The 24,473-nt window shown below is 66.4% G+C and carries 25 protein-coding genes and 1 tRNA gene; 13 read left to right on the top strand and 13 right to left on the bottom strand.

The window, feature by feature from the left end; translation table 11 throughout:
- Positions 1–172: 172 nt before the first annotated feature.
- The 6 genes from recA to AAIL68_RS10750 all read right to left on the bottom strand — a co-directional run bounded on the left by recA (position 173) and on the right by AAIL68_RS10750 (position 6,169).
- A complete protein-coding gene (gene recA, locus AAIL68_RS10775; protein ID WP_347139774.1) occupies positions 173–1,243 on the bottom strand; it encodes a recombinase RecA in 1,071 nt (356 codons plus the stop codon).
- A gap of 182 nt (positions 1,244–1,425) precedes the next feature.
- On the bottom strand, positions 1,426–3,507 hold the full coding sequence (locus AAIL68_RS10770; protein WP_347139773.1) for an ATP-binding protein: 2,082 nt from the start codon (positions 3,505–3,507) through the stop codon (positions 1,426–1,428).
- Between the two features lie 80 nt (positions 3,508–3,587).
- On the bottom strand, positions 3,588–4,730 hold the full coding sequence (locus AAIL68_RS10765; RefSeq protein ID WP_347139772.1) for an RsmB/NOP family class I SAM-dependent RNA methyltransferase: 1,143 nt from the start codon (positions 4,728–4,730) through the stop codon (positions 3,588–3,590).
- 5 nt (positions 4,731–4,735) lie between these two features.
- Complete coding sequence (locus AAIL68_RS10760; RefSeq protein WP_347139771.1) at positions 4,736–5,905, bottom strand: nucleotide sugar dehydrogenase; 1,170 nt, start codon at positions 5,903–5,905, stop codon at positions 4,736–4,738.
- Between the two features lie 63 nt (positions 5,906–5,968).
- Positions 5,969–6,055, bottom strand: a tRNA-Leu gene (locus AAIL68_RS10755).
- Positions 6,020–6,169 carry a hypothetical protein gene (locus tag AAIL68_RS10750; RefSeq protein ID WP_347139770.1) on the bottom strand — a complete coding sequence of 50 codons (150 nt, stop codon included), beginning with the start codon at positions 6,167–6,169 and terminating at the stop codon, positions 6,020–6,022. The genes AAIL68_RS10755 and AAIL68_RS10750 overlap by 36 nt, the downstream gene beginning before the upstream one ends.
- Here AAIL68_RS10750 and lipB point away from each other — a divergent pair.
- From lipB to AAIL68_RS10725, 5 genes are all read left to right on the top strand, one after another.
- Positions 6,168–6,824, top strand: coding sequence for a lipoyl(octanoyl) transferase LipB (gene lipB / locus AAIL68_RS10745; protein ID WP_347139769.1), 657 nt, complete (start codon positions 6,168–6,170; stop codon positions 6,822–6,824). The two genes, AAIL68_RS10750 and lipB, sit on opposite strands and share 2 nt — an antisense overlap.
- A gap of 91 nt (positions 6,825–6,915) precedes the next feature.
- The gene (locus AAIL68_RS10740; RefSeq protein WP_347139768.1) at positions 6,916–7,341 is read left to right on the top strand and encodes a cytochrome C; all 426 of its coding nucleotides are present in this window, start codon (positions 6,916–6,918) and stop codon (positions 7,339–7,341) included.
- 138 nt (positions 7,342–7,479) lie between these two features.
- Positions 7,480–7,917, top strand: coding sequence for a universal stress protein (locus AAIL68_RS10735; RefSeq protein ID WP_347139767.1), 438 nt, complete (start codon positions 7,480–7,482; stop codon positions 7,915–7,917).
- 141 nt (positions 7,918–8,058) lie between these two features.
- Positions 8,059–9,735: a cytochrome c oxidase subunit I gene (gene ctaD, locus AAIL68_RS10730; protein ID WP_347139766.1), complete on the top strand. Its 1,677-nt coding sequence runs from the start codon at positions 8,059–8,061 to the stop codon at positions 9,733–9,735.
- Positions 9,735–10,229, top strand: coding sequence for a DUF2244 domain-containing protein (locus AAIL68_RS10725; protein ID WP_347139765.1), 495 nt, complete (start codon positions 9,735–9,737; stop codon positions 10,227–10,229). The genes ctaD and AAIL68_RS10725 overlap by 1 nt, the downstream gene beginning before the upstream one ends.
- Here AAIL68_RS10725 and AAIL68_RS10720 read toward each other — a convergent pair whose 3' ends face one another.
- The gene (locus tag AAIL68_RS10720; RefSeq protein ID WP_347139764.1) at positions 10,230–10,418 is read right to left on the bottom strand and encodes a DUF3008 family protein; all 189 of its coding nucleotides are present in this window, start codon (positions 10,416–10,418) and stop codon (positions 10,230–10,232) included. It lies immediately after the preceding gene.
- Between the two features lie 39 nt (positions 10,419–10,457).
- Positions 10,458–10,919, bottom strand: a complete 462-nt coding sequence (locus AAIL68_RS10715) for a GatB/YqeY domain-containing protein (RefSeq protein WP_347139763.1) — start codon at positions 10,917–10,919, stop codon at positions 10,458–10,460.
- 129 nt (positions 10,920–11,048) lie between these two features.
- Between AAIL68_RS10715 and carA the strand changes: the two genes are divergently transcribed.
- Together carA and AAIL68_RS10705 are read left to right on the top strand one after the other, a co-directional pair.
- A complete protein-coding gene (carA, locus tag AAIL68_RS10710; protein ID WP_347139762.1) occupies positions 11,049–12,200 on the top strand; it encodes a glutamine-hydrolyzing carbamoyl-phosphate synthase small subunit in 1,152 nt (383 codons plus the stop codon).
- A gap of 54 nt (positions 12,201–12,254) precedes the next feature.
- Positions 12,255–14,312, top strand: coding sequence for a glycosyltransferase (locus AAIL68_RS10705; RefSeq protein WP_347139761.1), 2,058 nt, complete (start codon positions 12,255–12,257; stop codon positions 14,310–14,312).
- Here the strand turns inward: AAIL68_RS10705 and AAIL68_RS10700 are convergent.
- On the bottom strand, positions 14,309–17,107 hold the full coding sequence (locus tag AAIL68_RS10700; RefSeq protein WP_347139760.1) for a putative nucleotidyltransferase substrate binding domain-containing protein: 2,799 nt from the start codon (positions 17,105–17,107) through the stop codon (positions 14,309–14,311). The two genes, AAIL68_RS10705 and AAIL68_RS10700, sit on opposite strands and share 4 nt — an antisense overlap.
- Positions 17,108–17,304: 197 nt before the next feature.
- Here AAIL68_RS10700 and AAIL68_RS10695 point away from each other — a divergent pair, with 197 nt between their 5' ends.
- The 3 genes from AAIL68_RS10695 (at position 17,305) to ilvN (ending at position 20,616) form a co-directional block, all read left to right on the top strand.
- Complete coding sequence (locus AAIL68_RS10695) at positions 17,305–18,144, top strand: arginyltransferase (protein WP_347139759.1); 840 nt, start codon at positions 17,305–17,307, stop codon at positions 18,142–18,144.
- A gap of 142 nt (positions 18,145–18,286) precedes the next feature.
- On the top strand, positions 18,287–20,041 hold the full coding sequence (locus tag AAIL68_RS10690; protein ID WP_347139758.1) for an acetolactate synthase 3 large subunit: 1,755 nt from the start codon (positions 18,287–18,289) through the stop codon (positions 20,039–20,041).
- A 14-nt stretch (positions 20,042–20,055) separates the two neighbouring features.
- Positions 20,056–20,616 (top strand): acetolactate synthase small subunit, encoded by a 561-nt coding sequence (gene ilvN / locus AAIL68_RS10685; protein WP_347139757.1) that lies wholly within the window; start codon positions 20,056–20,058, stop codon positions 20,614–20,616.
- 5 nt (positions 20,617–20,621) lie between these two features.
- On the opposite strand, the gene AAIL68_RS10680 is transcribed toward ilvN, so the two are convergent.
- Both AAIL68_RS10680 and AAIL68_RS10675 read right to left on the bottom strand, forming a co-directional pair.
- A complete protein-coding gene (locus AAIL68_RS10680; RefSeq protein WP_347139756.1) occupies positions 20,622–20,972 on the bottom strand; it encodes a hypothetical protein in 351 nt (116 codons plus the stop codon).
- A 300-nt stretch (positions 20,973–21,272) separates the two neighbouring features.
- Positions 21,273–22,040, bottom strand: coding sequence for a M48 family metallopeptidase (locus tag AAIL68_RS10675; protein WP_347139755.1), 768 nt, complete (start codon positions 22,038–22,040; stop codon positions 21,273–21,275).
- A 157-nt stretch (positions 22,041–22,197) separates the two neighbouring features.
- Between AAIL68_RS10675 and AAIL68_RS10670 the strand changes: the two genes are divergently transcribed.
- The 3 genes from AAIL68_RS10670 to AAIL68_RS10660 are packed head-to-tail and all read left to right on the top strand — an operon-like array spanning position 22,198 to position 23,772.
- Positions 22,198–22,437, top strand: coding sequence for a hypothetical protein (locus AAIL68_RS10670; protein ID WP_347139754.1), 240 nt, complete (start codon positions 22,198–22,200; stop codon positions 22,435–22,437).
- Positions 22,438–22,486: 49 nt separating this feature from the next.
- The gene (locus AAIL68_RS10665) at positions 22,487–23,059 is read left to right on the top strand and encodes a nitroreductase (RefSeq protein ID WP_347139753.1); all 573 of its coding nucleotides are present in this window, start codon (positions 22,487–22,489) and stop codon (positions 23,057–23,059) included.
- Entirely contained in the window at positions 23,056–23,772 is a 717-nt protein-coding gene (locus AAIL68_RS10660; RefSeq protein ID WP_347139752.1) for an EI24 domain-containing protein, read from the top strand. The genes AAIL68_RS10665 and AAIL68_RS10660 overlap by 4 nt, the downstream gene beginning before the upstream one ends.
- Here the strand turns inward: AAIL68_RS10660 and AAIL68_RS10655 are convergent.
- Together AAIL68_RS10655 and mce are read right to left on the bottom strand one after the other, a co-directional pair.
- Positions 23,729–23,998: a DUF1467 family protein gene (locus AAIL68_RS10655; RefSeq protein WP_347139751.1), complete on the bottom strand. Its 270-nt coding sequence runs from the start codon at positions 23,996–23,998 to the stop codon at positions 23,729–23,731. The two genes, AAIL68_RS10660 and AAIL68_RS10655, sit on opposite strands and share 44 nt — an antisense overlap.
- Positions 23,998–24,402, bottom strand: a complete 405-nt coding sequence (mce, locus tag AAIL68_RS10650; RefSeq protein WP_347139799.1) for a methylmalonyl-CoA epimerase — start codon at positions 24,400–24,402, stop codon at positions 23,998–24,000. Before mce ends, AAIL68_RS10655 begins: the two co-directional genes overlap by 1 nt.
- Between the last annotated feature and the right edge of the window lie 71 nt (positions 24,403–24,473).

Here is a 24,473-nt window from a genome sequence, read left to right as displayed (position 1 = left end):
GGTGGGCCTTCGCAATCTGATGGCGCGATCGGACACGCCGGGCTGGCGAATGGTCTATAACCGGCGGCCCCCGCTGTCCAGCAATCGCAGCGGGCGGGCTGGCGGAATGCCGTCGTCAACAAAAACGCGCGGACGATCCGCCCGCGCGCCATGATGTCCATTGGGCCGCCGATCATTCTTCGGTCAGGCTGTCCTCCTCGCCGCCCTCGACGGCGAATTCCAGGCCGTGGCTGGCGCGGATCTTGTCCTCGATCGCCGTGGCCTTTTCGGGATTGTCGCGCAGGAACTGCTTGGCGTTCTCGCGGCCCTGGCCAATGCGTTCGTCGCCATAGGAATACCAGGCACCCGATTTCTCGACCACACCCGCCTTGACGCCCAGGTCGATCAGCTCGCCCACCTTGCTGATGCCCTCGCCATACATGATGTCGAATTCCACCTGCCGGAAGGGCGGCGCCACCTTGTTCTTGACGACCTTCACGCGGGTGGTGTTGCCGATCACCTCGTCGCGATCCTTGACCGAACCCGTGCGGCGGATGTCGAGGCGCACCGAGGCATAGAACTTCAGCGCATTGCCGCCCGTCGTGGTTTCGGGATTGCCGAACATCACGCCGATCTTCATGCGGATCTGGTTGATGAAGATCACCATGCAGTTGGAACGGCCGATGCTGGCCGTCAGCTTGCGCATCGCCTGGCTCATCAGGCGGGCCTGGCTGCCCATCTGCATGTCGCCCATGTCGCCCTCGATCTCGGACTTGGGTGTCAGCGCCGCGACCGAGTCGACCACGACCAGGCTGACCGCGCCGGAACGGACCAGCGTGTCCACGATCTCAAGCGCCTGCTCGCCCGTGTCGGGCTGGCTGATCAGCAACTCGTCCAGGTTCACGCCCAGCTTCCTGGCGTATTGCGGGTCGAGGGCATGTTCCGCGTCCACGAAGGCGCAGACGCCGCCCTTCTTCTGTTCCTCGGCCACGACATGCAGCGTCAGCGTGGTTTTCCCTGAGCTTTCCGGCCCGAAGATCTCGATGATGCGGCCCTTGGGCAGACCGCCGATGCCAAGGGCAATGTCCAGCCCCAGCGATCCGGTCGAGGTCGCCTCGATCTCGGCCACCGGGCTGTCCTTGCCCAGTTTCATGATCGAGCCCTTGCCGAACTGGCGTTCGATCTGGGCAAGGGCGCTGTCGAGCGCCTTCTGCTTGTCCGCGCTGCGCTTGTCGTTCATGTCGAAGATGCTCGCCTGTGCCATATGGTCCTTACCGTTATTTCACAGCCTGGCCGGTACAGCAATCTGCCGGCCACGGGAGGTTGATGTTCACTTCTTGTTCCTGTGGATAGATGCGCGCTCGGGGGGCTTTTTTCAAGCACTATCGCGGGCGGGAAGCACATTTCCTTAACCCTTTTTTTGGCAGCGGACCCTTGCCAAAAGGTTCACGCATCCAGGCGGCGGGGCGGGCCCTGCAACTGCCGCGCGACGCATTGCGCCAGTTCGTTCAGCGTGAAGGGCTTGGCCAGGAAGGCGGCATTGGGGACCGGCTCGTGGCCCTCGCCGAAGATGTCCTCGGTATAGCCCGACATGAAGATCACCTTCGTGCCGGGCCGGTCCTGCAGGGCCGCGCGGACCCAGCTTGGCCCGTCCATGCCGGGCATGACCACATCGGTCACGAAGATGTCCACGGCCAGCCTGCCCTCCAGCAGGGACAGCGCCTCCTCGGCGCTTGACGCTTCGTGGACCTCATAGCCTTTCAGGCGCAGGGCGCGGGCCGCGAAGGCGCGGACCGGGGCCTCGTCCTCGACCAGCAGGACGGTCGCGCGGCGTTCAGGTTGCGGGATGGGGGCAGCGGCCGGGGCCGGGCGGGGGGTGGGCTGCATCCCGGCCTGGGCGGGAAAATAGAGCGAGAAGCAGGTGCCCTGGCCCAGTTCGCTGTCGCAGAAGATGTATCCGCCGGTCTGCTTGACGATGCCGTAGGCGGTGGAAAGGCCAAGGCCGGTCCCCTCGCCCACGCGCTTGGTGGTGAAGAAGGGCTCGAAGATCTTGTCGCGCAGCGCCGGGTCGATGCCGCAGCCCTCGTCGGTGACGCGGATGCGCAGGTAATCCCCCTTGGGCAGCGACACCTTGCCGCGCGCCCCATCCCCGTCGATAGAGGTCAGGTCGGTGCGGATCTCGATAGTGCCGCCCCTGGGCATGGCGTCGCGGGCGTTCACGACAAGGTTCATGATGACCTGTTCCAGCTGTCGCTTGTCGGCGCGGATGGCGCGCAGGGCGGAAGCGTGGGCGATGGTCAGCCTGACCTTTTCGCCCACGAGGCGGTTCAGAAGGTGTGTCAGATCCGCCAGCACGTCGCGGGGATCCAGCGTTTCCAGCTTCAACTGCTGCCGGCGCGAGAAGGCTAGAAGCTGGCCCACCAGGGCTGCGGCGCGGTTCGCGTTCTGGCCGATCTGGTCCAGGTCCGCATAGTCGGGATCGCCCTTGTCATGGCGCAGCATCAGAAGGTCGCAATGCCCGCGAATGGCCGTCAGCAGGTTGTTGAAGTCATGCGCCACACCGCCCGCAAGCTGGCCGATGGCCTGCATCTTCTGGCTTTGCACGAACTGGGCCTCCAGCGTCTTCAGCGCGCTTGCGTCGTTCAGCACGGCGATTACGCCCGGCTGCTCGACCGGATCGATGGCCAGGGCGACCTGGAAATGCTGTTCCCTGGCCACGTCGTCGGGCGAACGCAGGCGCAGCACCTCGGATCGGCCATCGGTGCGGCCGGCGGCATGGGTTTCGGCGATCCATTCGCCGGCAGGGCGGCCGGGGCCGTCCAGCAGGCTGCCGACATGCACGGGATCGGATCCATTGGGCAGGCTGTCGCCCAGAAGACGCCGAGCCGCCGCATTGGCCCGGCGGATATAGCCGTTCGGCGCGATGCGCAGCAGCGCGACCGGGATCGCCTCGAAATCGTCGGGGGCGTTCTCGATTGCGGCAACCGGAATGGGCGCGGAACTGCCATGGCGGTGATAGGACCAGACCTGCAGGGGCGCATCCTCGGCCCGGCTGAGCGTCAGCACATCGCCCGAAGACAAGGCCAGATCCGCCGATCCGACATAGCCCGCGCGACGCACCAGCCCCTCCATGTCCTGCGCGGCATCGGCCCGCAGCCCGGACATCAGGCGCATGATGTTCTGCCCGGCGATGTCGCCGAAGCCGCTGCGCGAGGCATCGTTCTGCAGCATCACCAGCCCGTCCGAATCGCAGATCCAGACCGGATCGGGGGCGGCAGCGACCTCGTGCCGGATCGCCGCCAGGGCGCGGCGTGCCGCCAGCCGGTCCAGGATATAACCCAGCGAGACGACCCCGCCCAGAATGTACCAGGCGACCGCGATGGTGCCGATCACCAGGGCCGTCATGCCGTAACGGCCTTGCGGGGCGATCAGGGCGGCGACCGCCGCGATGGCCACCGGAAGCATCAGGATGGGCAAGGCCACCGCAGCATTGCGCGACAATGCCGATTGCGTATCCCCCAGAACCATGCGTCGCGCCCTTTTCCCACCGCTTTCCCTGCTGGATACCGTCAAGGCGCTTAAGATTGCGTTAACGGCGGAACGGCGCCTCATCGGCGGGCCAGCAGCGCCAGGAAAAAGCCGTCGCTGGCATCCAGCGGGGTCCAGAGATGGCGTGAAATGGGCATGAAATCCGGGCTTTCCCCCAGGAACGCCGCGACCTGCGCGTCGTTTTCGGGATCGAGGACCGAGCAGGTCATATAGGCCAGGTGCCCGCCCGGACGCACATGCCGCGCCGCCCTGCGCAGGATCGCGGCCTGCAGCGCGACAAGATCGTCCAGCATCGCCTGGGACAGCCGCCATTTCGAATCGGGCGTCCGCCGCCAGGTGCCCGACCCCGAGCAGGGCACGTCGGCGATGACCAGATCGAAGCCGCCCGACGGGTCGGTGTCCAGCCGGACCTTGACCCCTGCCCGCTGGGCCCGCTGCGGCAGATCCCGCATCCGCGCGGGGTCGGCGTCGTGGGCGACCAGGGTCAGGCCATCGGCCCGCCCCGCCATGGCAAGGGTCTTGCCGCCCCCGCCCGCACAGAAGTCCAGCACCCGCATCCCGGCGGCCACCGGCAATGCCGCGCAGGCCAGTTGCGGCGAAAGATCCTGCAGTTCGACCAGGCCGTCCCGATAAGCGTTGCTTTGTGACAAGCGGCGTTCGTTTTCCGTCACCCGCAGGGCAGTCGCCAGGCGCGTATCGGGTTCGGCGGCGATCCCGTCCCCGGCCAGAACGCGGATGGCATCGGCAGGGCTGGCCTTGACGGTATTGACCCGCAGCCAGACGGGCGCCCGGTGCCGCATCGCGTCCGCGACAGCCTCCGCACAGTCGCCCAGGGAGCGGTCCCACAGCGGACGGGTCCAGTCCGGGATGTCGCTGACGCCATCGGCCGACCCACCGCCTTCGCCATCAGCCAGGGGCGCGGGCGCATGGCCCTGCCCCGTGAACAGCGCCGCCGGATCCTGCCCGCTCGCCAGAAGCCCGCCGATCATCAGCCCGCGCCCGGTCAGCGCCCCGCCCAATGCGGCATGGCTGTTGCGGCAACGCAGCGCATCGAAGACCAGGTCGCGCACCGCCGCCCGGTCGCCCGATCCCGCGAACCGGCTGGACCGCGACCACCGCAGCAGCGCCTGTTCGGCGGGCTGGCCCGCAAGGATCCGGTCCAGAACCTCGATCGCGGCGGATATGCGGGCACCCGGCGTCATGCGCGTCAGATGTCGCGCTGCAACAGGTCGCGCGTGAACAGCTTGTCGGCCACGTCGGCCAGATCGTCATGGCGGCGGTTGGCGATGATGAGGTCCGACTTCGCCTTGAACGCCTCAAGATCGCGTTCCACCGGCGAATGGAAGAAGTGGTCGGTCTGCAGCGCGGGTTCATAGACGATGCAGGAAATGCCCCTGGCCTTGATCCGCTTCATGATCCCCTGGATCGCGCTGTCGCGGAAATTGTCGGACCCTTCCTTCATCACCAGCCGATAGACGCCCACCCTGCGCGGGTTCCTGGCGATGATCTGCTCGGCGATGAAATCCTTGCGCGTGCGGTTCGATTCGACGATGGCCGCGATCAGGTTCTGCGGAACAAGGGAATAGTTCGCCAGCAGCTGCTTGGTGTCCTTGGGCAGGCAATAGCCGCCATAGCCGAAGGACGGGTTGTTGTAGTAGTCACCCACCCGCGGGTCCAGCGCGACGCCCCGGATGATCGCATGCGGATCCAGCCCGTGGGTCAGGGCATAGCTGTCCAACTCGTTGAAATAGGCCACGCGCATGGCCAGGAAGGTGTTGGCGAAGAGCTTGATCGCCTCGGCCTCGGTCGAATCGGTGAACAGGACCGGCACGTCCCTGGCCAGCGCGCCCTGGACCAGCAGGTCGGCGAAGCGATGCGCGGCATCGCCCCTGTCGCCCACGACGATCCGGCTGGGGTGAAGGTTGTCGTGCAGCGCCAGCCCTTCGCGCAGGAACTCGGGCGAGAAGATGATGCCGTCATAGCCCGTCCTGGCCCGCATCCGGCTGGTGAAGCCCACCGGCACCGTGGACTTGACGACGATCGACGCTCCTGGGGCGTGCTGGCGGGCCAGGCCGATCACCGCCTCGACCGAAGCGGTGTCAAAGCCGTTCGTGCGCGGGTCATAATTCGTGGGCGTGGCGACGATCACGAAATCGGCGCCTTCCAGCGCCAGCGCGGCATCGGTGGTGGCGGTCAGATCCAGATCCCGTTCGGCCAGGAAGCGGGTGATGTCCGCATCCTCGATCGGGCTTTGGCGGGCGTTGACAGCATCCACCTTGCCCTTGTCGATGTCCAGCGCCACGATTGTCGAATGTTGCGCCAGCAACACCGCGTTCGACAGCCCGACATAGCCCAGGCCGACAACGGCAATCTTCATAACACCCTCATTCGCAACGGACCAATGCCCGGTTTTACCGCGATGACAATGTCTAGGGAAAGATGGTGCGGTCGAGAAGACTCGAACTTCCACTCCGGTTAAGGAACAGCGACCTCAACGCTGCGCGTCTACCAATTCCGCCACGACCGCATCCGGGCAGTGCGGCGGGTGATAGCCGAGGCGCGGGGGATTGAAAAGAGGGATTCTGAAGAACCCGCGCACCGGCTTGACGGCGCCGCCGGGGCGGTCCAGATCCGCGTCCATGGTGGAATGGATCACGGCAGACGGGCTGACCGATTACGACGCGGCCGTGGCCTTCATGGAGGCGCGGGTGGCCGCGATCCACGACGGCCGCGCGGACGAGGCGATCTGGCTGGTCGAACACCCGCCCCTTTACACCGCGGGCACCAGCGCCAGGGACGGCGACCTTCTGGACGCGCGCTTTCCCGTCCATGCCACCGGGCGCGGCGGGCAATACACCTATCACGGGCCGGGTCAGCGAATCGTCTATGTGATGCTGGACCTGAACCGCCGGGGGCGCGACGTGCGCGCTTTTGTCGGCAAGCTGGAGGCCTGGGTCATCGCCTCCCTGGCCGAATTCGGCGTGACGGGCGTGATCCGCGACGGGCGCGTGGGCGTGTGGGTTTCGCGCCCCGACAAGGCGCCCCTGCCCGATGGCAGCCCCCGCGACGACAAGATCGCGGCCATCGGCGTCAAGCTGCGCCGCTGGGTCAGCTTTCACGGCATCGCCATCAATGTCGAGCCCGACTTGTCCCATTACGGCGGCATCGTCCCCTGCGGGATCAGCGGACATGGCGCGACCAGCCTGGTCGATCTGGGCCTGCCTGTCGGGATGCCTGACCTGGACCTGGCGCTGCGGCGGCAATTTGGAACAATCTTCGGGGGATCACGTTCCTGATGGTGCGACCTAATGGGGGCTGGATCATCGCCCCGCGCGGATTGTAGGAAGCAGGTGGGACTTCCAATCTTCTTGGAATAGCGAGGAAAGAATGAAATTTGCGATCATCGGCACCCTGATCGGTGCAGCCCTAGCCATGCCCGCCCTTGCACAGGATGGCGATGCCGCCAATGGCGAAAAGGAATTCCGCAAGTGCAAGGCCTGCCACATGATCCAGTCGCCCGAGGGCGAGGACATCGTGAAGGGCGGCGCCACCGGGCCGAACCTTTACGGCGTCGTTGGACGTCCTGCCGGCAGCCAGGAAGGCTTCAAGTATTCCGAGGCGCTGCTGAAGCTGAAGGATTCGGGCGAGGTCTGGACGGTCGAGGATCTGGCGGCCTATATCACCGACCCCAACAAGTTCGTGCAGGAAAAGACGGGCGATTCCTCGGCGCGCACGAAGATGACCTTCAAGCTGAACAAGAACCAGGCCGACATCGCGGCCTATCTGGCAAGCGTCGCACCCGCGGCCCAGTAAGCCGGGACAGGACGCAGGCACGCACAGCGGGCCGGTCCCTCGGGGCCGGCCCGTTTGATTTGGATCATTCTTTCATCCCTTCATCCGTGGCAGCTTTCCCGCGCCAGGTGGCGAAATGTCCCATAGCGTGGAGGAGAGATGTTCAAGCATATCCTGATCCCGACCGACGGGTCGGAACTGGCGACGCAGGCGGTGGACAAGGGCCTGGCCTTTGCCGCCCAGATCGGCGCGGCAGTGACGGTCCTGACCGTGACCGAGCCGTTCCGCATCCTCAGCAGCGATGCGATGCAGGTGGAAAGCACCCGCGCCAGCTATGACGGCGACGCGACCGCCCATGCCGAACGGATCCTGAAGACCGCACGGGACAAGGCCGCCGCCGCGGGCGTTCCGGTCCAGACGCATCACAAATGGCATGAAAGCCCCTACGAGTCGATCATCGACACCGCCTTGGCCGAGGGCTGCGACCTGATCGCCATGGCGTCCCACGGGCGGCGCGGCATGGCCGCCGTCCTGATGGGCAGCCAAGCCACCAAGATCCTGACCCATTCCAAAATCCCGGTGCTTGTGTATCGTTGACCCCGTAGCGGCGCCTGCGACCAAAAGCTGCCGTCCCGGCGCCCTTAGGGCATTGCCGGGTCGGCATGGCTGGTCTAGAACCACCCGAAGGAAGAAATGCCGGTCTGCCGGACCGGATCACTATATCTGAGGAGTTCGGGTATGGCAGACGCAGCCGTTCATGGCCACGACGACCATCACGACCAACGCGGGTTTTTCACCCGCTGGTTCATGTCCACCAATCACAAGGACATCGGTATTCTTTACCTGTTCACCGCAGGGATCGTGGGGCTGATCTCGGTCTGCTTCACGGTCTACATGCGGATGGAACTGCAGCATCCGGGCGTGCAGTACATGTGCGTGGAGGGCGCGCGCTTCATCGCCGACGCCGCTGCCGAATGCACGCCCAACGGGCATCTGTGGAACGTGATGATCACCTATCACGGCGTCCTGATGATGTTCTTCGTGGTGATTCCCGCGCTGTTCGGCGGCTTCGGCAACTACTTCATGCCGCTGCACATCGGCGCCCCGGACATGAGCTTTCCGCGCCTGAACAACCTGTCCTACTGGATGTATGTGGCGGGCGTGGCGCTTGGCATCGCCTCGCTGCTGGCGCCGGGCGGGTCCGACCAGATGGGTTCGGGCGTGGGCTGGGTGCTCTATCCGCCGCTCTCCACCACCGAGGCCGGCTATTCCATGGACCTGGCGATCTTCGCCGTCCACGTCTCGGGCGCGTCCTCGATCCTCGGTTCGATCAACATCATCACCACCTTCCTGAACATGCGCGCCCCCGGCATGACGCTGTTCAAGGTGCCGCTGTTCGCCTGGTCGGTCTTCATCACCGCCTGGCTGATCCTGCTGGCCCTGCCGGTCCTGGCCGGCGCCATCACCATGCTGCTGATGGACCGCAACTTCGGCACCAACTTCTTCAACCCGGCCGGCGGCGGCGATCCGGTGCTGTACCAGCACATCCTGTGGTTCTTCGGCCACCCGGAAGTCTACATCATTATCCTGCCGGGCTTCGGCATCATCAGCCACGTCATCTCGACCTTCGCCAAGAAGCCGATCTTCGGCTATCTGCCGATGGTGCTGGCGATGGCCGCCATCGGCGTGCTGGGCTTCGTGGTCTGGGCGCACCACATGTACACCGTCGGCATGTCGCTGACCCAGCAGAGCTATTTCATGCTGGCCACCATGACCATCGCCGTGCCCACCGGCATCAAGGTCTTCTCGTGGATCGCCACCATGTGGGGCGGCTCGGTCGAGTTCAAGACGCCGATGCTCTGGGCCTTCGGCTTCCTGTTCCTGTTCACCGTGGGCGGCGTGACCGGCGTCGTGCTGTCGCAGGCGCCGCTGGACCGGGTTTACCATGACACCTACTACGTCGTGGCCCACTTCCACTACGTGATGTCGCTGGGCGCGGTCTTCGCGATCTTCGCGGGCGTCTATTACTGGATCGGCAAGATGTCGGGCCGGCAGTATCCCGAATGGGCAGGCAAGCTGCACTTCTGGATGATGTTCATCGGTGCGAACCTGACCTTCTTCCCGCAGCACTTCCTGGGCCGCCAGGGCATGCCGCGCCGCTACATCGACTATCCGGTCGAGTTCTCGTACTGGAACAACATCTCGTCGATCGGCGCCTACCTGTCCTTCGCCTCGTTCCTGTTCTTCATCGGCATCGTGTTCTACACCCTGTTCGCAGGCAAGCGCGTGACCGAGAACAACTACTGGAACGTCCATGCGGACACGCTGGAATGGACCCTGCCCTCGCCCCCGCCGGAGCATACCTTCGAACAGCTCCCCAAGCGCGAGGATTGGGACCACAGCCACGCGCACTGATGCCCTATGAATGGATTGACACGGCCCCGGATCACACCGGGGCCGTTTCGTATCGGCTGCGGGCCTGGCCCTATCGGTCCCTGCCGCGCCGGGGCTTTGTCTGGTTCATCGGCCTGACGGCGGGCTTCATGGCCCTTCCGGTCGTGGCGATGCTGGGCACATCGGTCCTGTGGGGTCTTCTGCCCTTCGTGCTGCTGGTCATCGGCGGGGTCTGGTATGCGATCCAGCGCAGCTACGCCCAAGGCGACATGGCCGAGGAACTGACCCTTGACCGCAAGACCGCCCATGTCGCGCGCCGCGACCCGGACGGCCAGTTGCGCGAATGGACGACCAACAGCTATTGGCTGCGCGCCACGCTGCGCAAGGGACCAGTCGAATCCTACCTGACCCTGACCGACGGCCAGCGGGAAATCGAGCTTGGCGCCTTTCTGACCCCCGAGGAGCGGCGCAGCCTTCATGACGACATCCAGCGGCGGCTGGCCAGCCTGCGCTGATCAGTCCTTCTTCACATGCTCGGGCTTGTTCTTGCGCCTGGTTTCCGCAAGGTCGGCAAGCCGACCCTCGCTCATGCGGTCATACATGTCCCTGGACGCGCCCCTGAGATCCGTGACCCTCGTGTCGCCACGCTTGGCGGACAGGGCGGCCCCTGCGGCTTTCTGCCGGACTTTCGATCTGGCGAGCATGGCGTGATACCTCCTGCCCGCCAGCGTCCGGCGGGCGGTTCAGTTCAGCAGCCGCGCCTTGACCATGGGACCGACGGCGCCGAAATCCATCTGCCCCGCATGGCGGTCGCGCAGTTCGGCCATCACCCGCCCCATGTCGCGGATGCCGGTCGCCCCAAGGGACGCGATGACGGCGTCGATGGCACCGGCGACCTCGGCCTCGCTCAACTGCCGGGGCAGGAATTCCTGGATGACGGCGATCTCGGCCTCTTCCTTCTGCGCCAGTTCCAGCCGCCCGCCTTCCTCATAGGCCTTGGCCGATTCCTGGCGCTGCTTGACCATCCTGGACAGGATCGCGATCAGATCGGCCTCGGCCAGCGTGCCGTCCCCGTCGCCCACGCGGGCCGCGATCTCGCGGTCCTTGATAGCGGCGGCGATCAGGCGCAACGTGGACAGGCGTGCGCTGTCCTTGGCCTTCATGGCGTCCTTTGTGGCGGCTTGCAGCGTGGCTCGCAGGTCCATTGTCGTCTCCTGGGCGCGAAAGCCTTGGCGTTTACGCCGACGTTCCGGGCAAATCAAGCATGGCGATGTCCTTGACCTTGCGCGCCCCGCCCCTTATTCACCGGCAGATTTCAGACAAGGGGTGCCGTGATGGCCAAAAAACCGACCGCCTGCCTTGCGCTTGCCGACGGGACCGTCTTCCATGGCCAGGGCTTCGGCGCCGCCGGAGAGGTCGTGGCCGAACTGGTCTTCAATACCGCGATGACCGGCTATCAGGAGATCATGACCGATCCCTCCTATGCCAGCCAGATCGTCACCTTCACCTTTCCCCATATCGGCAACACCGGCATCACGCCCGAGGATGACGAGGCCGCCGACCCGGTCGCCAGCGGCATCGTCGTCCGCTGGGATCCGACCGAGCCGTCGAACTGGCGCGCCGCCGGTGATCTGGCCGGTTGGATGGCCCGGCGCGGCCGCATCGGCATCGGCGGGGTCGATACCCGCCGCCTGACCCGCGCGATCCGCCAGCAGGGCGCGCCGCATGTGGTGCTGGCCCATGACCCGGACGGCAACTTCGACATCGCCGCCATGGTCGCCAAGGCCCGCAACTGGACCGGCCTCGTGGGCCTCGACCTGGCAAAGGATGTCACCTGCCGGCAAAGCTATCGCTGGGACCAGGGCGCCTGGGAATGGGGCAAGGGTTTTGGAACCTCTCCTGAACAAAAGCCCTTCAAGGTCGTGGCCCTGGACTATGGCGCGAAACGCAACATCCTGCGTTCGCTGGTGGCCTTTGGCGCCGACGTGACCGTCCTGCCCGCCACCGCCACGGCCGAGGAAGTTCTGGCACATAACCCCGAAGGCGTGTTCCTGTCGAACGGCCCCGGCGACCCCGAGGCGACGGGGGAATATGCCGTGCCGATGATCCAGACCCTTCTGGACCGCGACATGCCGATCTTCGGCATCTGCCTGGGCCACCAGATGCTGGCGCTGGCCCTTGGCGCCAAGACGGTGAAGATGGGCCACGGCCATCATGGCGCGAACCATCCCGTGCGCGACACCGAAACCGGCAAGGTCGAGATCACCTCGATGAACCACGGCTTCGCGGTGGACAGCCAGACCCTGCCCGCAGGTGTGATCGAAACCCATGTCAGCCTGTTCGACGGCAGCAATTGCGGCATCCGGGTTCAGGACAAGCCGGTCTTTTCCGTGCAGTACCACCCCGAGGCCGCGCCGGGGCCGCAGGACAGCCTGTATCTGTTCCAGCGGTTCACGGACGCGATGCGCTCGCGCCGCGGCGCTTAACCGCTTCTTAACCGCTTTCGTGCCACCCATGGGCGATCCAACAGGGAATCGCCCATGGTCAGTGCGGAATCAGTCGCGTTTGCTCCTCCCGATGCGGCCCCGACCATGGCGCCGCGCAACCAGGCGCCCTTGGGGCAGCTGCTTCTGGAAGACGGCGCGGTCGATCCCAGCCACCTGCTGAAGGCCAGCGTGATGCGTGGGCGGCGGGACAGCCGCCTGGGCCAGATCCTTCTGTCGCAAGGCTGGGTCACGCCCGAGGCGCTGCTGCGCGCGCTCACCCGCCAATGGCGAACGACCGCGCTTGATCCCGCCAAGACACCCGGCGATCCGCGCCTGATCGACGCCCTGGGCGTCGAGTTCTGCCTGACCAACGCCGTCCTGCCCTGGCGGCGCATCGGCGGCGTCACCTGGATCGCTACCGCCCGACCCGAGGCGTTCACCACCCTGATCCCCTCCTTCCCCGCCAGCTTCGGCCAAGTGCGGATGCTTCTGTGCAGCGAGGATCAGGTGCAGGCCGCCGTTCTTGCCGTCCGCCGCATCTCCATGATCCGCCAGGCCGAGATGCGCGTCCCCGCCGCCGAATCCTGCCGGTCCCGGAACGAGGCGCGCACCGGCCGCATCGCCCTTGGCGCGATGGCGGCCCTTGCGCTTGGCCTGTGGCTGGCGCCCGTGGCCGTGCTGTCGGCGCTGACGCTTTGGGCCACCGTGTCGCTGCTGGCGCAAAGCGGGCTGAAGCTGCTGGCCTTGCTGGCGACCCGTCGCGTCCACGCCGAGGACCGCGCCTTGGCCGAGGATCTGGCCGCCGGCAAGGCCAAGCGGGCAGAAATGACCGGCCCGTTGCCGGTGATCTCAGTCATGGTGCCCTTGTTTCGCGAAAGCGATGTTGCGGGCAAGCTGGTGGGCCGCCTGTCGCGGCTGGACTATCCGCGCGAGTTGACCGACATCCTGCTGGTGATCGAGGCCAGCGACCAGGTGACGCGCAACGCCCTGCAGGGCGCCCGCCTGCCCGGCTGGATCCGGGTGGTCGAGGTGCCGAACGGCCCGATCCAGACCAAGCCGCGCGCCCTGAACTATGCGCTGAACTTCTGCCGCGGCGCGATCATCGGGGTCTGGGATGCCGAGGACCGGCCCGATCCCGGCCAGCTGCACAGCGTCGCCCGCCGCTTCCACTTCGCGCCCTCCGACGTGGCCTGCCTGCAAGGCGCGCTGGATTTCTACAACCCGCGCACCAACTGGCTGGCCCGCTGCTTCACCATCGAATACGCGGCCTGGTTCCGGGTGATCCTGCCCGGCGTCGCGCGGCTTGGCCTGGTCGTGCCGCTGGGCGGCACCACGCTGTTCTTCCGCCGCGGCGCGCTGGAACAGGTGGGCGCCTGGGACGCCTGGAACGTGACCGAGGATGCCGACCTGGGCGTGCGCCTGGCGCGGCGCGGCTGGCGGACCGAGATCATCGACACCACCACCGACGAAGAGGCGAACTGCCGCGCCCTGCCTTGGGTCAAGCAGCGGTCCCGCTGGCTGAAAGGCTATGCGATGACCTGGGGCGTCCACATGCGCAACCCCCGCGCGCTGTGGGGTGAGCTTGGCTCTTGGCGCTTCATCGGCTTCCAGATCCAGTTTCTGGGCAGCCTGTCGCAATACCTGCTGGCCCCGATCCTGTGGAGCTTCTGGCTGCTGAGCCTCGGCCTGCCCCATCCCTTGCGCGAGCCGCTGGCCGGGGTCTGGGGCGGCTATGCCATTCCAGCGCTATTCGGGACCTTCATCGCGTCCGAGTTGCTCAGCATCGGCGTCGGCATGTGGGCCGTGCGCGCCGACAAGCACCGCCACCTGATCTATTGGGTGCCCAGCCTGCACCTGTATTTTCCGCTGGGCTGCCTGGCGGGGTGGAAGGCAATCTACGAAGTGGTTGTGAAACCCTTCTATTGGGACAAGACCGCCCACGGCATCTATGACGCCGATGCCGCAGCCGTGGCGGTGCCCGATGGCACGGTCTCGGTCCCGCTGCTGGGCCAGATCGGAGAGCGCGGGCCGGACGCCGCGCCTGCCAGCGAGGTTCTGGTTGCCGACCCGGTTGTGACGGACACGGCCCCTGCCGTCCGCAAGATTGCCTAGGCGGTGTCCGCCCCGACCGGCAGCGCCGCGTCGATCAGTGCGGTGGATTCGGCGCAAAAATCGCGCAGCCGGTCGGCTAGGTCGGTGATCGACGCCGCGCCGCTTTCGCGCAGCAGGAACTCCTGCCCGCCCAGGCCGATCTCCTCCATGTCCAGCGGCTTGGCCGTCAGCAACCGCCCCGAGGCGTGAAGCCGCCACAGGAACCGCCAGATCGAGGCCAGCCGGTCCGCATCCCCGGCGGCGATCAGTCCCGCGCGACGCCCGGCGCGCAACTGCGCAAGCGTTCCCCGCGCAGGATCGCCTGCCCGCAGCGCCAGCGATTGCGCCAGCAGGTCGATGTCCTGCAACCGGCCGGGACCGACCTTCGCCTCCCACGCGCCGTCTATGGGCTTGGCCGCGAAGATCCGTTCGCGCATGTCGGCCAGATCCGGCATCACGCGCGGATCGGTGCCCCGCGCGCGCAGCACGGCCAGCCGCAACGCCTCGACATCGTTCGCCAGAGCCTCGGCCCCCTCGCCCGCCCGGGCCACGACGCGGGCGCGGGTCAGGGCCAGATGCTCCCATGTCCAGGCCTCGGCCATCTGATAGCTTTCGAAGCTGCCGATGGCGGTCGCCACCGGCCCCTGCCGCCCCGAGGGGCGCAGGCGCATGTCCACCTCGTAAAGTCGCCCTTCCGCCGTGGGGGCGGAGGCGGCGGTGATCATCGCCTGGGTCAGCCGGGAATAGTAAGGCCGCGCCGCCAGCGGGCGCGGCCCAACCGAAGCGTCAGTCCCCGCCGCGTCATAGATCACGATCAGGTCCAGGTCGGATCCGGCGTTCAGCGTCCGCGCCCCAAGGGAGCCCATGCCCAGCACCACCGCCCCCCGCCCCGGCGGCGCGCCATGCTTGCGGGCGAAGTCGGCGGCGGTGACGGGAAACAGCGCGGCCATGCTGGCATCCGCGATGTCGGCATACTGGCCCGCCGCCTCATCCGCGTCGATCAGCCCGCGCAGGTGATGGACGCCCACACGGAAATGCCATTCATGTGCCCAGCGGCGGGCGGCATCCAGGGCGGCCTCGTATCCGCCGCCCGGCCCCGTCAGCGCCCCTTGCAGCAGCCGGTCGGCATCGGCGCGCAAACCCTGGGCACCGGGCCAGGGCGAGAAGAAGCTGCCCCCCAGCACCCCGTCCAGCACCGCCGAATGGCGCGTCAGATAGGCGGCAAGCCCCGGCGCGCTGCCGCAGATATCGACCAGCAGGTCGATCAGCTGCGGATTGGCCTCGAACAGCGAAAAGATCTGCACGCCGGCGGGCAGGCCAGAGAGGAAGGCGTCGAATCGGCTCAGCGCCTCGGCCGGGTGGCCGGTGCGGGCCATGCGCGACAGCAGTTCGGGTTCCACCCGCTTGAAGATCTGCTGTGCGCGGGCGGATCGCAGGGCCGGATAGGTTTGCCAGCGGTCGATGATCGCCTGCGATTCGGGCGAGATCGGCGGACGCTCGACCGTCTCGCCCGGCGCGAAGAAGGTTTCGGTCAGTTCATGCACATGCTCCAGCCGCGCGCGCAGGCGGGCGGACCAGGCGTCGGCGTCGCCCTCGCCCATCATGGCGGCGATCAGCGCCACCCCGACCGGATCCCTGGGAATGCTGTGGGTCTGCGCGTCGTTGACCATCTGGATGCGATGTTCGATGTCGCGATGCGCGCGGTAATGATCGGTCAACTGCCGCGCCACATCCGCCGGAATCCAGCCCTTGTCGGCCAGGGCCGCCAGCCCGCCCACGGTGTCGCGCTGGCGCAGGCCGGGGTCGCGCCCGCCCGCGATCAGTTGCCGGGTCTGGGTGAAGAACTCGATCTCGCGGATGCCGCCCCGGCCCAGTTTCATGTTGTGGCCGGGAATCTCCAGCCGGCCGGCCAGGCCCTTGTGGTCGCGGATGCGCAGGCGCATGTCATGGGCGTCCTGGATCGCCGCGAAGTCCAGGTGCTTGCGCCAGACAAAGGGGCGCAACTCGTGCAGGAAACGCTCGCCCGCCGCAATGTCGCCCGCCGCCGCCCGCGCCTTGATGAAGGCCGCGCGTTCCCAGGTCCGCCCTTGGGCCTCGTAATAGGCCAGCGCCGCCGCGGTCGAGATGCAGACGGGCGTGACCGAGGCGTCGGGGCGCAGCCGCAGGTCGGTGCGGAAGACATAGCCATGGGCCGTCACCTCGGACAGCATCGCGGCCATCTTGCGGGTGGCGCGGATCAGGGCGGCTCGCGCATCCTGCTGGTCGCCATGGGCATAGGCGGTCTCATCGAACAGCACGATCAGGTCGATGTCGGAACTGTAGTTCAACTCGCGCGCGCCGCCCTTGCCCATGGCCAGCGCGAACAGCCCGCCCGCATCGGCATCCGTGTCGGGCAGCTTGCCCCGGCGGCGCTCCTGGGCCACATGGACCCGCAGGCCCAGATCGACGGCGCGGTCGGCCAGGTCGGACAGCGCGCCCGTCACCCGTTCCAGCGGCCAGACGCCGCCCAGATCGGCCAGGGCGGAATACAGCGCGACCCGCCGCTTGGCCCGGCGCAGGGCGGTTGCCAGAGCGTCGGCATCCAGGTCGTCGAAACCCGCCGTTTCGCGCGCCACCACATCGTCATGCCCCAGCGCGCCGGGCAGCCAGTCGGCCTCCTTTTGCAGCAGGCCCGCCAGATAAGGGCTGCACCCCGCCGCCCCGCCGATCAGGGCGGACAGGGCGGGATCCAGCGTCGGGAACAGCGACAGGACATGCCGCGCCCGGTCGGGGTCGGCGGCAAGCGGATGGCGGGTGATGCGGGCGGCGAAATCCATGCGCGGCATCGTCAGCCAAAGCCCCTGCTCCGTCAACGTGCGGCATCGCTGCGGCAGTTCAAGCTTTAATTCTTTCCCGGCTTGGCGCGCCAAATAATCATTGTTAGGCTTTCGCGCAAATCAACAGGTGGGCAGACGGATCCTTTTCGGCGCATGATCAGTTCTGGAACGACAATCCGCCTCAAGGGCCGCCGCTGATGCGCCATACGCTGCCCCATGCGCCGCAATTCTATGTCACGGCCCCGCAGCCCTGCCCCTATCTGCACGGGCGGGCCGAGCGCAAGCTGTTCACGGCGCTGCATGGCGACAACGCGGCCGAACTGAACAACGCGCTGTCCCGCCAGGGTTTCCGGCGGTCGCAGAACGTGCTGTACCGGCCCAGCTGCGAAAGCTGCGTGGCCTGCATGTCGGCGCGGATCCGGGTGGCGGATTTCCAGCCCTCGCGCACGCAGCGCCGCCTGATGCGCCGCAACGCGGGCCTGCGCCGGCTGGCGACAAGCGCCTGGGCGACCGAGGAGCAGTTCGAGCTGTTCCGCCGCTATCTGGACAGCCGCCACGCCGATGGCGGGATGGCCGACATGGACATCTTCGAATTTGCCGCGATGATCGAGGAAACGCCGGTCAAGACCCGCGTGATCGAATACCGCTGCAGCGGGGACCGGCCCGAACGGCTGGCGCCCGGCGACGATTTCCTGGCCGCCGTCTGCCTGACCGACGTGCTGGATGACGGGTTGTCGCTGGTCTACAGCTTCTATCACCCGATCCTGCAACCGGCGAGCCTGGGGACATACCTGATCCTGGATCATATCGAGATCGCCCGGGCCGCCAAGCTGCCCTATATCTACCTGGGCTATTGGGTGCCCGGCAGCCGCAAGATGGACTACAAGGCGCGCTTTTCCGCGCTGGAGATCTACAAGGGCGGCGTCTGGCAGAATATCGGCGATCCGCAGGACCATTCCAACGAAGCCCATCCGCTGTCGGTCGATCCGATCGTGGAGCAGGTGGCCCGGATCGCGTTGCCGCAGTTCGACCGCTGACCTGCGAAAGAATATTACAAAATCTGCATGATCGGCGTCATTTTCTCCGCCGCAACCCATTGACCCTGTCCCGCCTCCTCCATAGGTTGCCCCGACGCGCGGGCGGGCTGCCCGGTTGCGTAGCAATCTGATGGAGGAAGCGATGTCCCGAACGATGACGGGTGCAAGAATGGTTGTCGAAGCGCTGCGCGATCAGGGCGTCGACACGGTATTCGGCTATCCGGGCGGGGCGGTGCTACCCATCTATGACGAACTGTTCCAGCAGAACGACATCACCCATGTCCTGGTCCGCCACGAACAGGGCGCGGTCCACATGGCCGAGGGCTATGCCCGCTCGACCGGCAAGCCGGGGGTCGTTCTGGTCACGTCGGGGCCGGGAGCGACGAATGCCGTCACCGGGCTGACGGATGCCCTGCTGGATTCGATCCCGCTGGTCGTGCTGTCGGGCCAGGTTCCGACCTTCATGATCGGCACCGACGGCTTCCAGGAGGCCGATACCGTCGGCATCACCCGGCCCTGCACCAAGCACAACTGGCTGGTCAAGGACACCGACAAGCTGGCCGAGACGATCCACAAGGCCTTCCAGGTCGCGACCTCGGGGCGTCCGGGGCCGGTCTTGGTGGACATCCCGAAGGACGTGCAATTCGCGACCGGCAGCTATGTCGGCCCGAAGCAGGTCGATCCCGGCCGCTATCAGCCCATCCGCAAGGGCGACATCAACGCAATCACCCGGTTGGTCGAGTTGATGGAGGGGGCGGAGCGGCCGATCCTTTACACCGGCGGCGGGGTCATCAATTCGGGCCCGGGCGCCAGCCAGCTTCTGCGCGAACTGGCCGAGGCGACGGGCTTTCCCGTCACCTCGACCCTGATGGGGCTTGGCGCCTATCCGGCATCCGGCAGGAACTGGCTGGGAATGCTGGGGATGCATGGGCTTTACGAAGCCAACCTGGCGATGCACGGCTGCGACCTGATGATCAACATCGGCGCGCGCTTCGACGACCGCATCACGGGCCGCGTCGCGGATTTCAGCCCGAACTCGATCAAGGCCCATATCGACATCGACCCGTCCAGCATCAACAAGGTCATCCATGTGGACATCCCCATCGTGGGCGATGTCGGCCATGTGCTGGAGGATCTGCTGAAGGTCTGGAAATCGCGCGGGCGCAAGATCAACAGCGCCGGGCTGTCGAAATGGTGGCAGCAGATCGAAGGCTGGAAGGCCAGGAACTGCCTGTCCTATCGCAACAGCGACACGCTGATCAAACCGCAATATGCGCTGGAACGGCTGGAGGCGCTGACCAAGGGCCGCGACCGATATGTCACCACCGAGGTCGGCCAGCATCAGATGTGGGCCGCTCAATACCTGCATTTCGACGGGCCGAATCGCTGGATGACCTCGGGCGGGCTGGGGACGATGGGTTACGGGCTGCCCGCCAGCATCGGCGTGCAGATGGCCCATCCGGACGCCTTGGTCATCAACGTCGCGGGCGATGCAAGCTGGCTGATGAACATGCAGGAAATGGGCACGGCGGTGCAGTTCCGCCTGCCGGTCAAGCAGTTCATCCTGAACAATGAACGCCTGGGCATGGTCCGCCAGTGGCAGCAGTTGCTGCATGGCGAACGCTACAGCCAAAGCTGGTCGGACAGCCTGCCCGATTTCGTCAAGCTGGCCGAGGCCTTCGGCTGCAAGGGCGCGGTGGTCAAGGATCCGAAGGATCTGGACGCGGCGATCCAGCAGATGCTGGATTACGACGGTCCCTTCATCCTGGATGTCCTGGTCGAAAAGCACGAGAACTGCTTCCCGATGATCCCCTCGGGCAAGCCGCATAACGAGATGCTGCTGGGCGAGGCCGCGACCTTTGGCGTGATCGAATCCGAAGGCGCGGTGCTGGTTTAAGGGAAGGCAAGACAATGAACGCTTTGAACATCCAGAAGGGCGCGTCCAGCCATTCGGCCTATGACCTGCGCGATCCGAACTCGCAGGTCGAGGAAAGCCATACCCTTGCCGTCCTGGTGGAAAACGAACCGGGCGTTCTGGCCCGCGTGATCGGCCTGTTTTCCGGGCGCGGCTACAACATCGACAGCTTGACCGTGGCCGAGGTGGATCACACCGGCCATCGGTCCCGCATCACCCTGGTCACGCGCGGGACGCCCGCCGTGATCGCCCAGGTCAAGGCGCAGCTTGGGCGAATCGTGCCCGTGCACGAGGTCCATGACCTGACGGTCGAAGGCCCGGCGGTGGAACGGGAACTGGGGCTGTTCAAGGTGCGCGGCCAAGGCGAAAAGCGGGTCGAGGCGCTGCGCATTGCCGAAATCTTCCGTGCCAACGTGGTCGATTCGACGCTGGAAAGCTTTGTCTTCGAACTGGTCGGCACGCCTTCCAAGCTGGACGCCTTTGCCGACCTGATGCGCCCCCTTGGCCTTGGCGATCTGGCGCGGACGGGGGTCGCGGCCCTGTCGCGGGGGGCCTGACGGAATCAGCTTGCGGCAGCCGCCTTCAACGGGGGCTCGATCGCAAGCTGGTCCCGGACCTCGGGGGCGGGATTGCAGGCAACGACGCGCAGATGCGGCTCGGCCGGGGTGGCGGCGGCGCGCAGCATGTCCGGCAGATGCGCGTATTCCTGTTCGGACAGCAGTGTCACGCGACGGGCATTGCGGAGGGCGCCGACAATCTCGCTTTCCAATCCGACCAGGTCGCCGGGCTGGGGCCAATGCGCGGCATTGGTCACATTCTCTCGCCCCTGCAAATAGGCCAATGCAGCGTGATCCTCGCACCAAATGACCGCCTTTTCACGGTCCGCACTGCTCCAAACGACGACGCCGATCATTCCCATCTCCAACCGGACGCCCGCAGGGCATCACGCTACTCCGGTAACTTGGGCCAACATATGTGCATGGTATTTATCGGGGAAGCAAAATTCCGCCGATCGAACAGCTTTTTTTTACTTTCTGGAAAAAGCTTTCGAAGGCGAATCCGCGATAGGGACTTTATTCTTTACAAATAATTGTTTTCGCCTGCATTTCGGAAAGCGATTTCAAGCAGAGAGAAAACAAGGGCTTCGTCCTCCAGAACGGCACGTCTCCCCTGTTGCAGAAATGCATCGCCCAGGGACCGACGTTGCGTCCTGTCAGCGGATCCGGCCGCTCTGGACATCACCCACGGCGCGGCGGACCTGTTCCAGGCGTGCCGCGCGCGGCGGGTGCGTTCCCAGGACATGGTCGCCGGGATCCGGGATTCGCTCGAAGAAGCGGGATCCGTTGATCGGGTCGAAGCCCGCGTTCAGCGTCATGATCGCGCCCAGGTAATCGGCCTGAAGCTCCCAGTCGCGCGAATAATAGCGCGACCCGACCGAGGCGCCGATTCGCTGCGCAGTCTCAATGGCGTCCTGGTTGTTGCCATAGACCGAGGCGATGCTGCCCAGGATCACCGCGCCTGCGGCAGCGGCTCCGGCCTTGCGGTCCAGATGGTTCAGGACATGGTGGCTGGCCTCGTGGCCCACAACAAAGGCGATTTCGTCCCCGTTGCGCGCCAGGGCGATCAGCGACAGGGTGAAGCCGATGATCGGGCGGCCCGTGGCGTCGATGGTCTGGAAGGCATTTGGTTCCTGCCCCGGACGGTCGTCCACCACGAACTGGAAATCGCAATTGATCGGCCGGGTGCGCCGTTGCAGGCATTCGCGTTCGACCGCGGGTTCCATCCGGCGCATGACGGCCACGAACATGCGGGCGGTCGATTGCGGGCTGCCGTCATTGGTCAGCACGGGCGCAGGCGCGGGCGCGGCATAGGGGCCCGTCGGCAGGGGTCCGGTGGGCAGGGGCGCCTGCTCCATCGGCAGCGGCGCGCAGGCCGCCACGCCCAGAAGCCCCGCACCCAGGATCGCCGCGATTCGCCTCATCAACCCTGCCCCTTGCACGATGCCGCATTTCGCCGTGATGCGGTCTTACCCTTCGTTCGCGGCGATCTTATCCGCTTGGCAAAAGCCGCGCAAACCCTGCCCGCTTGCCCAAGGGCCCACATCACGCGAATGTCGGCCAGACACAAGGAGTTCAGCGATGTTCACCATCGAGCATGATTTCGACGCCACCGTCATCACCCTGATCGACGAGGCCGATCCCGACACCGGCCCCCTGAACGAGGATGTGGTGATCCTGTCCTTCGACGACCGCGTGGTGGTGGAACAGGTCGGCCCCGATGACGCGGTGGTGCGCATCACGCTCTCCATGCACCAGTTGACCGAGTTGCGGCTGGCGCTGAACCTGCCCGAAGGCAATTACCGGATCGAGCGCGGCTAGGTTGCGCCGCCTGCCGCTTTCGGAAAGAACGGACGGGAAGGAGACTGCCATGACCTATCGCAACGATGCCGCGCTGGACTTCCTGGCGACCCGCCGGTCCCATCCCCCGAAGATGCTGCGCGCACCCGCCCCCGACCGGGCCGAGATCCTGCGCCTGCTGACCCTGGCCGCCCGCACCCCCGATCATGGCAAGCTGGAGCCCTGGCGATTCGTGGTGCTGGAGCGCGCGGCCCTGGACCGGCTGGCCCCGCACCTGCGGAACCAGGTGCTGGCATCGGGCCAGGACCAGGCGGTCGCGGACAAGGCGGCCTCGGCCTTCGATTCGCCGGTGATCGTGGCGGTCGTCTCGGCGCCGGTCGCCAGCGAAAAGGTGCCGCAGTGGGAACAGTTCCTGTCGGCGGGCGCGGTCTGCCTGGGGCTGGTGAATGCGGCGCTGGCATCAGGCTGGGGGGCGGCCTGGCTGACCGGCCCGGCGGTCCTGGACGAGACTTTCGGACGCACCCATCTGGGCCTGTCGGAACATGAACGCATCGTCGGCCTGGTCCACATCGGCAGCCGGGGCGAGACGCCGCCCGAACGCCCGCGCCCCGATGTCGCGGCCAAGACAAGCTGGCTGGAATGATCGTCCTTCGCGCCCTGACCCTGGGCTGGCTTGACCTGCTGCGCCCGCGCATCCTGCGGCTGGCGCTGATGGGCATCGGGCTGACGATCCTGCTGTTCGTCCTGCTGCAATCGGCGCTGTTCTGGGCGATCCGCACCTTCGTTCCGGGCGACTTCTCGCTGCCCTGGATCGGCACGCTGGATGTGGGATCGGCCCTGTCCTGGGGGTCTCTGGCGCTGTTCCCGCTGATGGGCTTTTTCCTGATGGCCCCGGTCGCGGCGGGCTTTGCGGGCCTGTTCGCCGAACAGGTCGCCGACGCGGTCGAGGAGATGCACTATCCCGCCCGCCGCGGCACTTCGCTGGATTTCCTGGACGGGCTGCTGGAATCGCTGGCCGTTGTCGCGGCAGTCCTGGTCGTGGCGGTGCTGTCGCTGGTCCTGACGCCTTTCCTGGGGCCGCTGGCTCCGCTGCTGCTGTTCGGGGCCAACGGCTGGCTGCTGGGGCGAGAGTTCTTCCAGATGGCCGCGCGCCGTCACCTGGACGAAGCGCAGGCCACCGCCCTGCGCCGCGCAAACGGGGCACGCGTGACGCTGGCGGGCGTCCTGGTCGCGGTGGCCCTGGTCGTTCCGGTCGTGAACATCGCGGTGCCGCTGCTGGCGGCAGCGGCCTTCACGCATCTGTTCCACCTGATCAGCGGATCAGCCGGTCAAGGTTCTCGATATCCGCGCGGGTGACGAAGCCGCCCAGGATCACGGCGGCGATGACGCCCCAGATCGCGGCGGCGATGATCGTGGTCCAGATCAGCTTGCCCTTCAGCCGCAGGTCGGCGGGGGCGCCTGCCGGGGTGCCCGGCACGATCTCGCCCGCGTCCTGCTGGCTTTGCTGGCCGATCAGGATGACGACGAACAGCGTCAGGAACCACAGCACGGCGAACAGGACGACGCCTCCGGTCAGGTTCATCAGACTTGCTCCAGTTCGATCAGGCAGCCATTGAAATCCTTGGGATGCAGGAACAGCACCGGCTTGCCATGGGCGCCGATCTTCGGCTCGCCATTGCCCAGGACGCGCGCGCCTTCGGCCTTCAGCCGGTCGCGGGCGGCCAGGATGTCGTCCACCTCGAAGCACATGTGATGGATCCCGCCGGACGGGTTCTTGTCCAGGAACCCACGGATCGGGCTGTCCTCGCCCAAGGGATAGAGCAGTTCGACCTTGGTGTTGGGCAGTTCGATGAAGACGACCGTGACGCCGTGGTCGGGTTCGTCCTGCGGCGCGCCCACTTTGGCGCCCAGCGTGTTGGCATATTGGGCCTGCGCCGCGGCCAGGTCGGGAACCGCGATGGCGACATGGTTGAGGCGTCCGATCATCATTTCCTCCGTTTTCCGTGCTTCTAGGCCGTTTGGCCGGGGGGCGAAAGGAAAACCCTGCGGCGTTAACC

Source organism: Paracoccus sp. SSK6 (assembly GCF_039770665.1).
GTDB lineage: Bacteria > Pseudomonadota > Alphaproteobacteria > Rhodobacterales > Rhodobacteraceae > Paracoccus.
The sequence above is the reverse complement of the archived record's forward strand: the minus strand, read 5'-3'. Positions and strand labels throughout refer to the sequence as shown.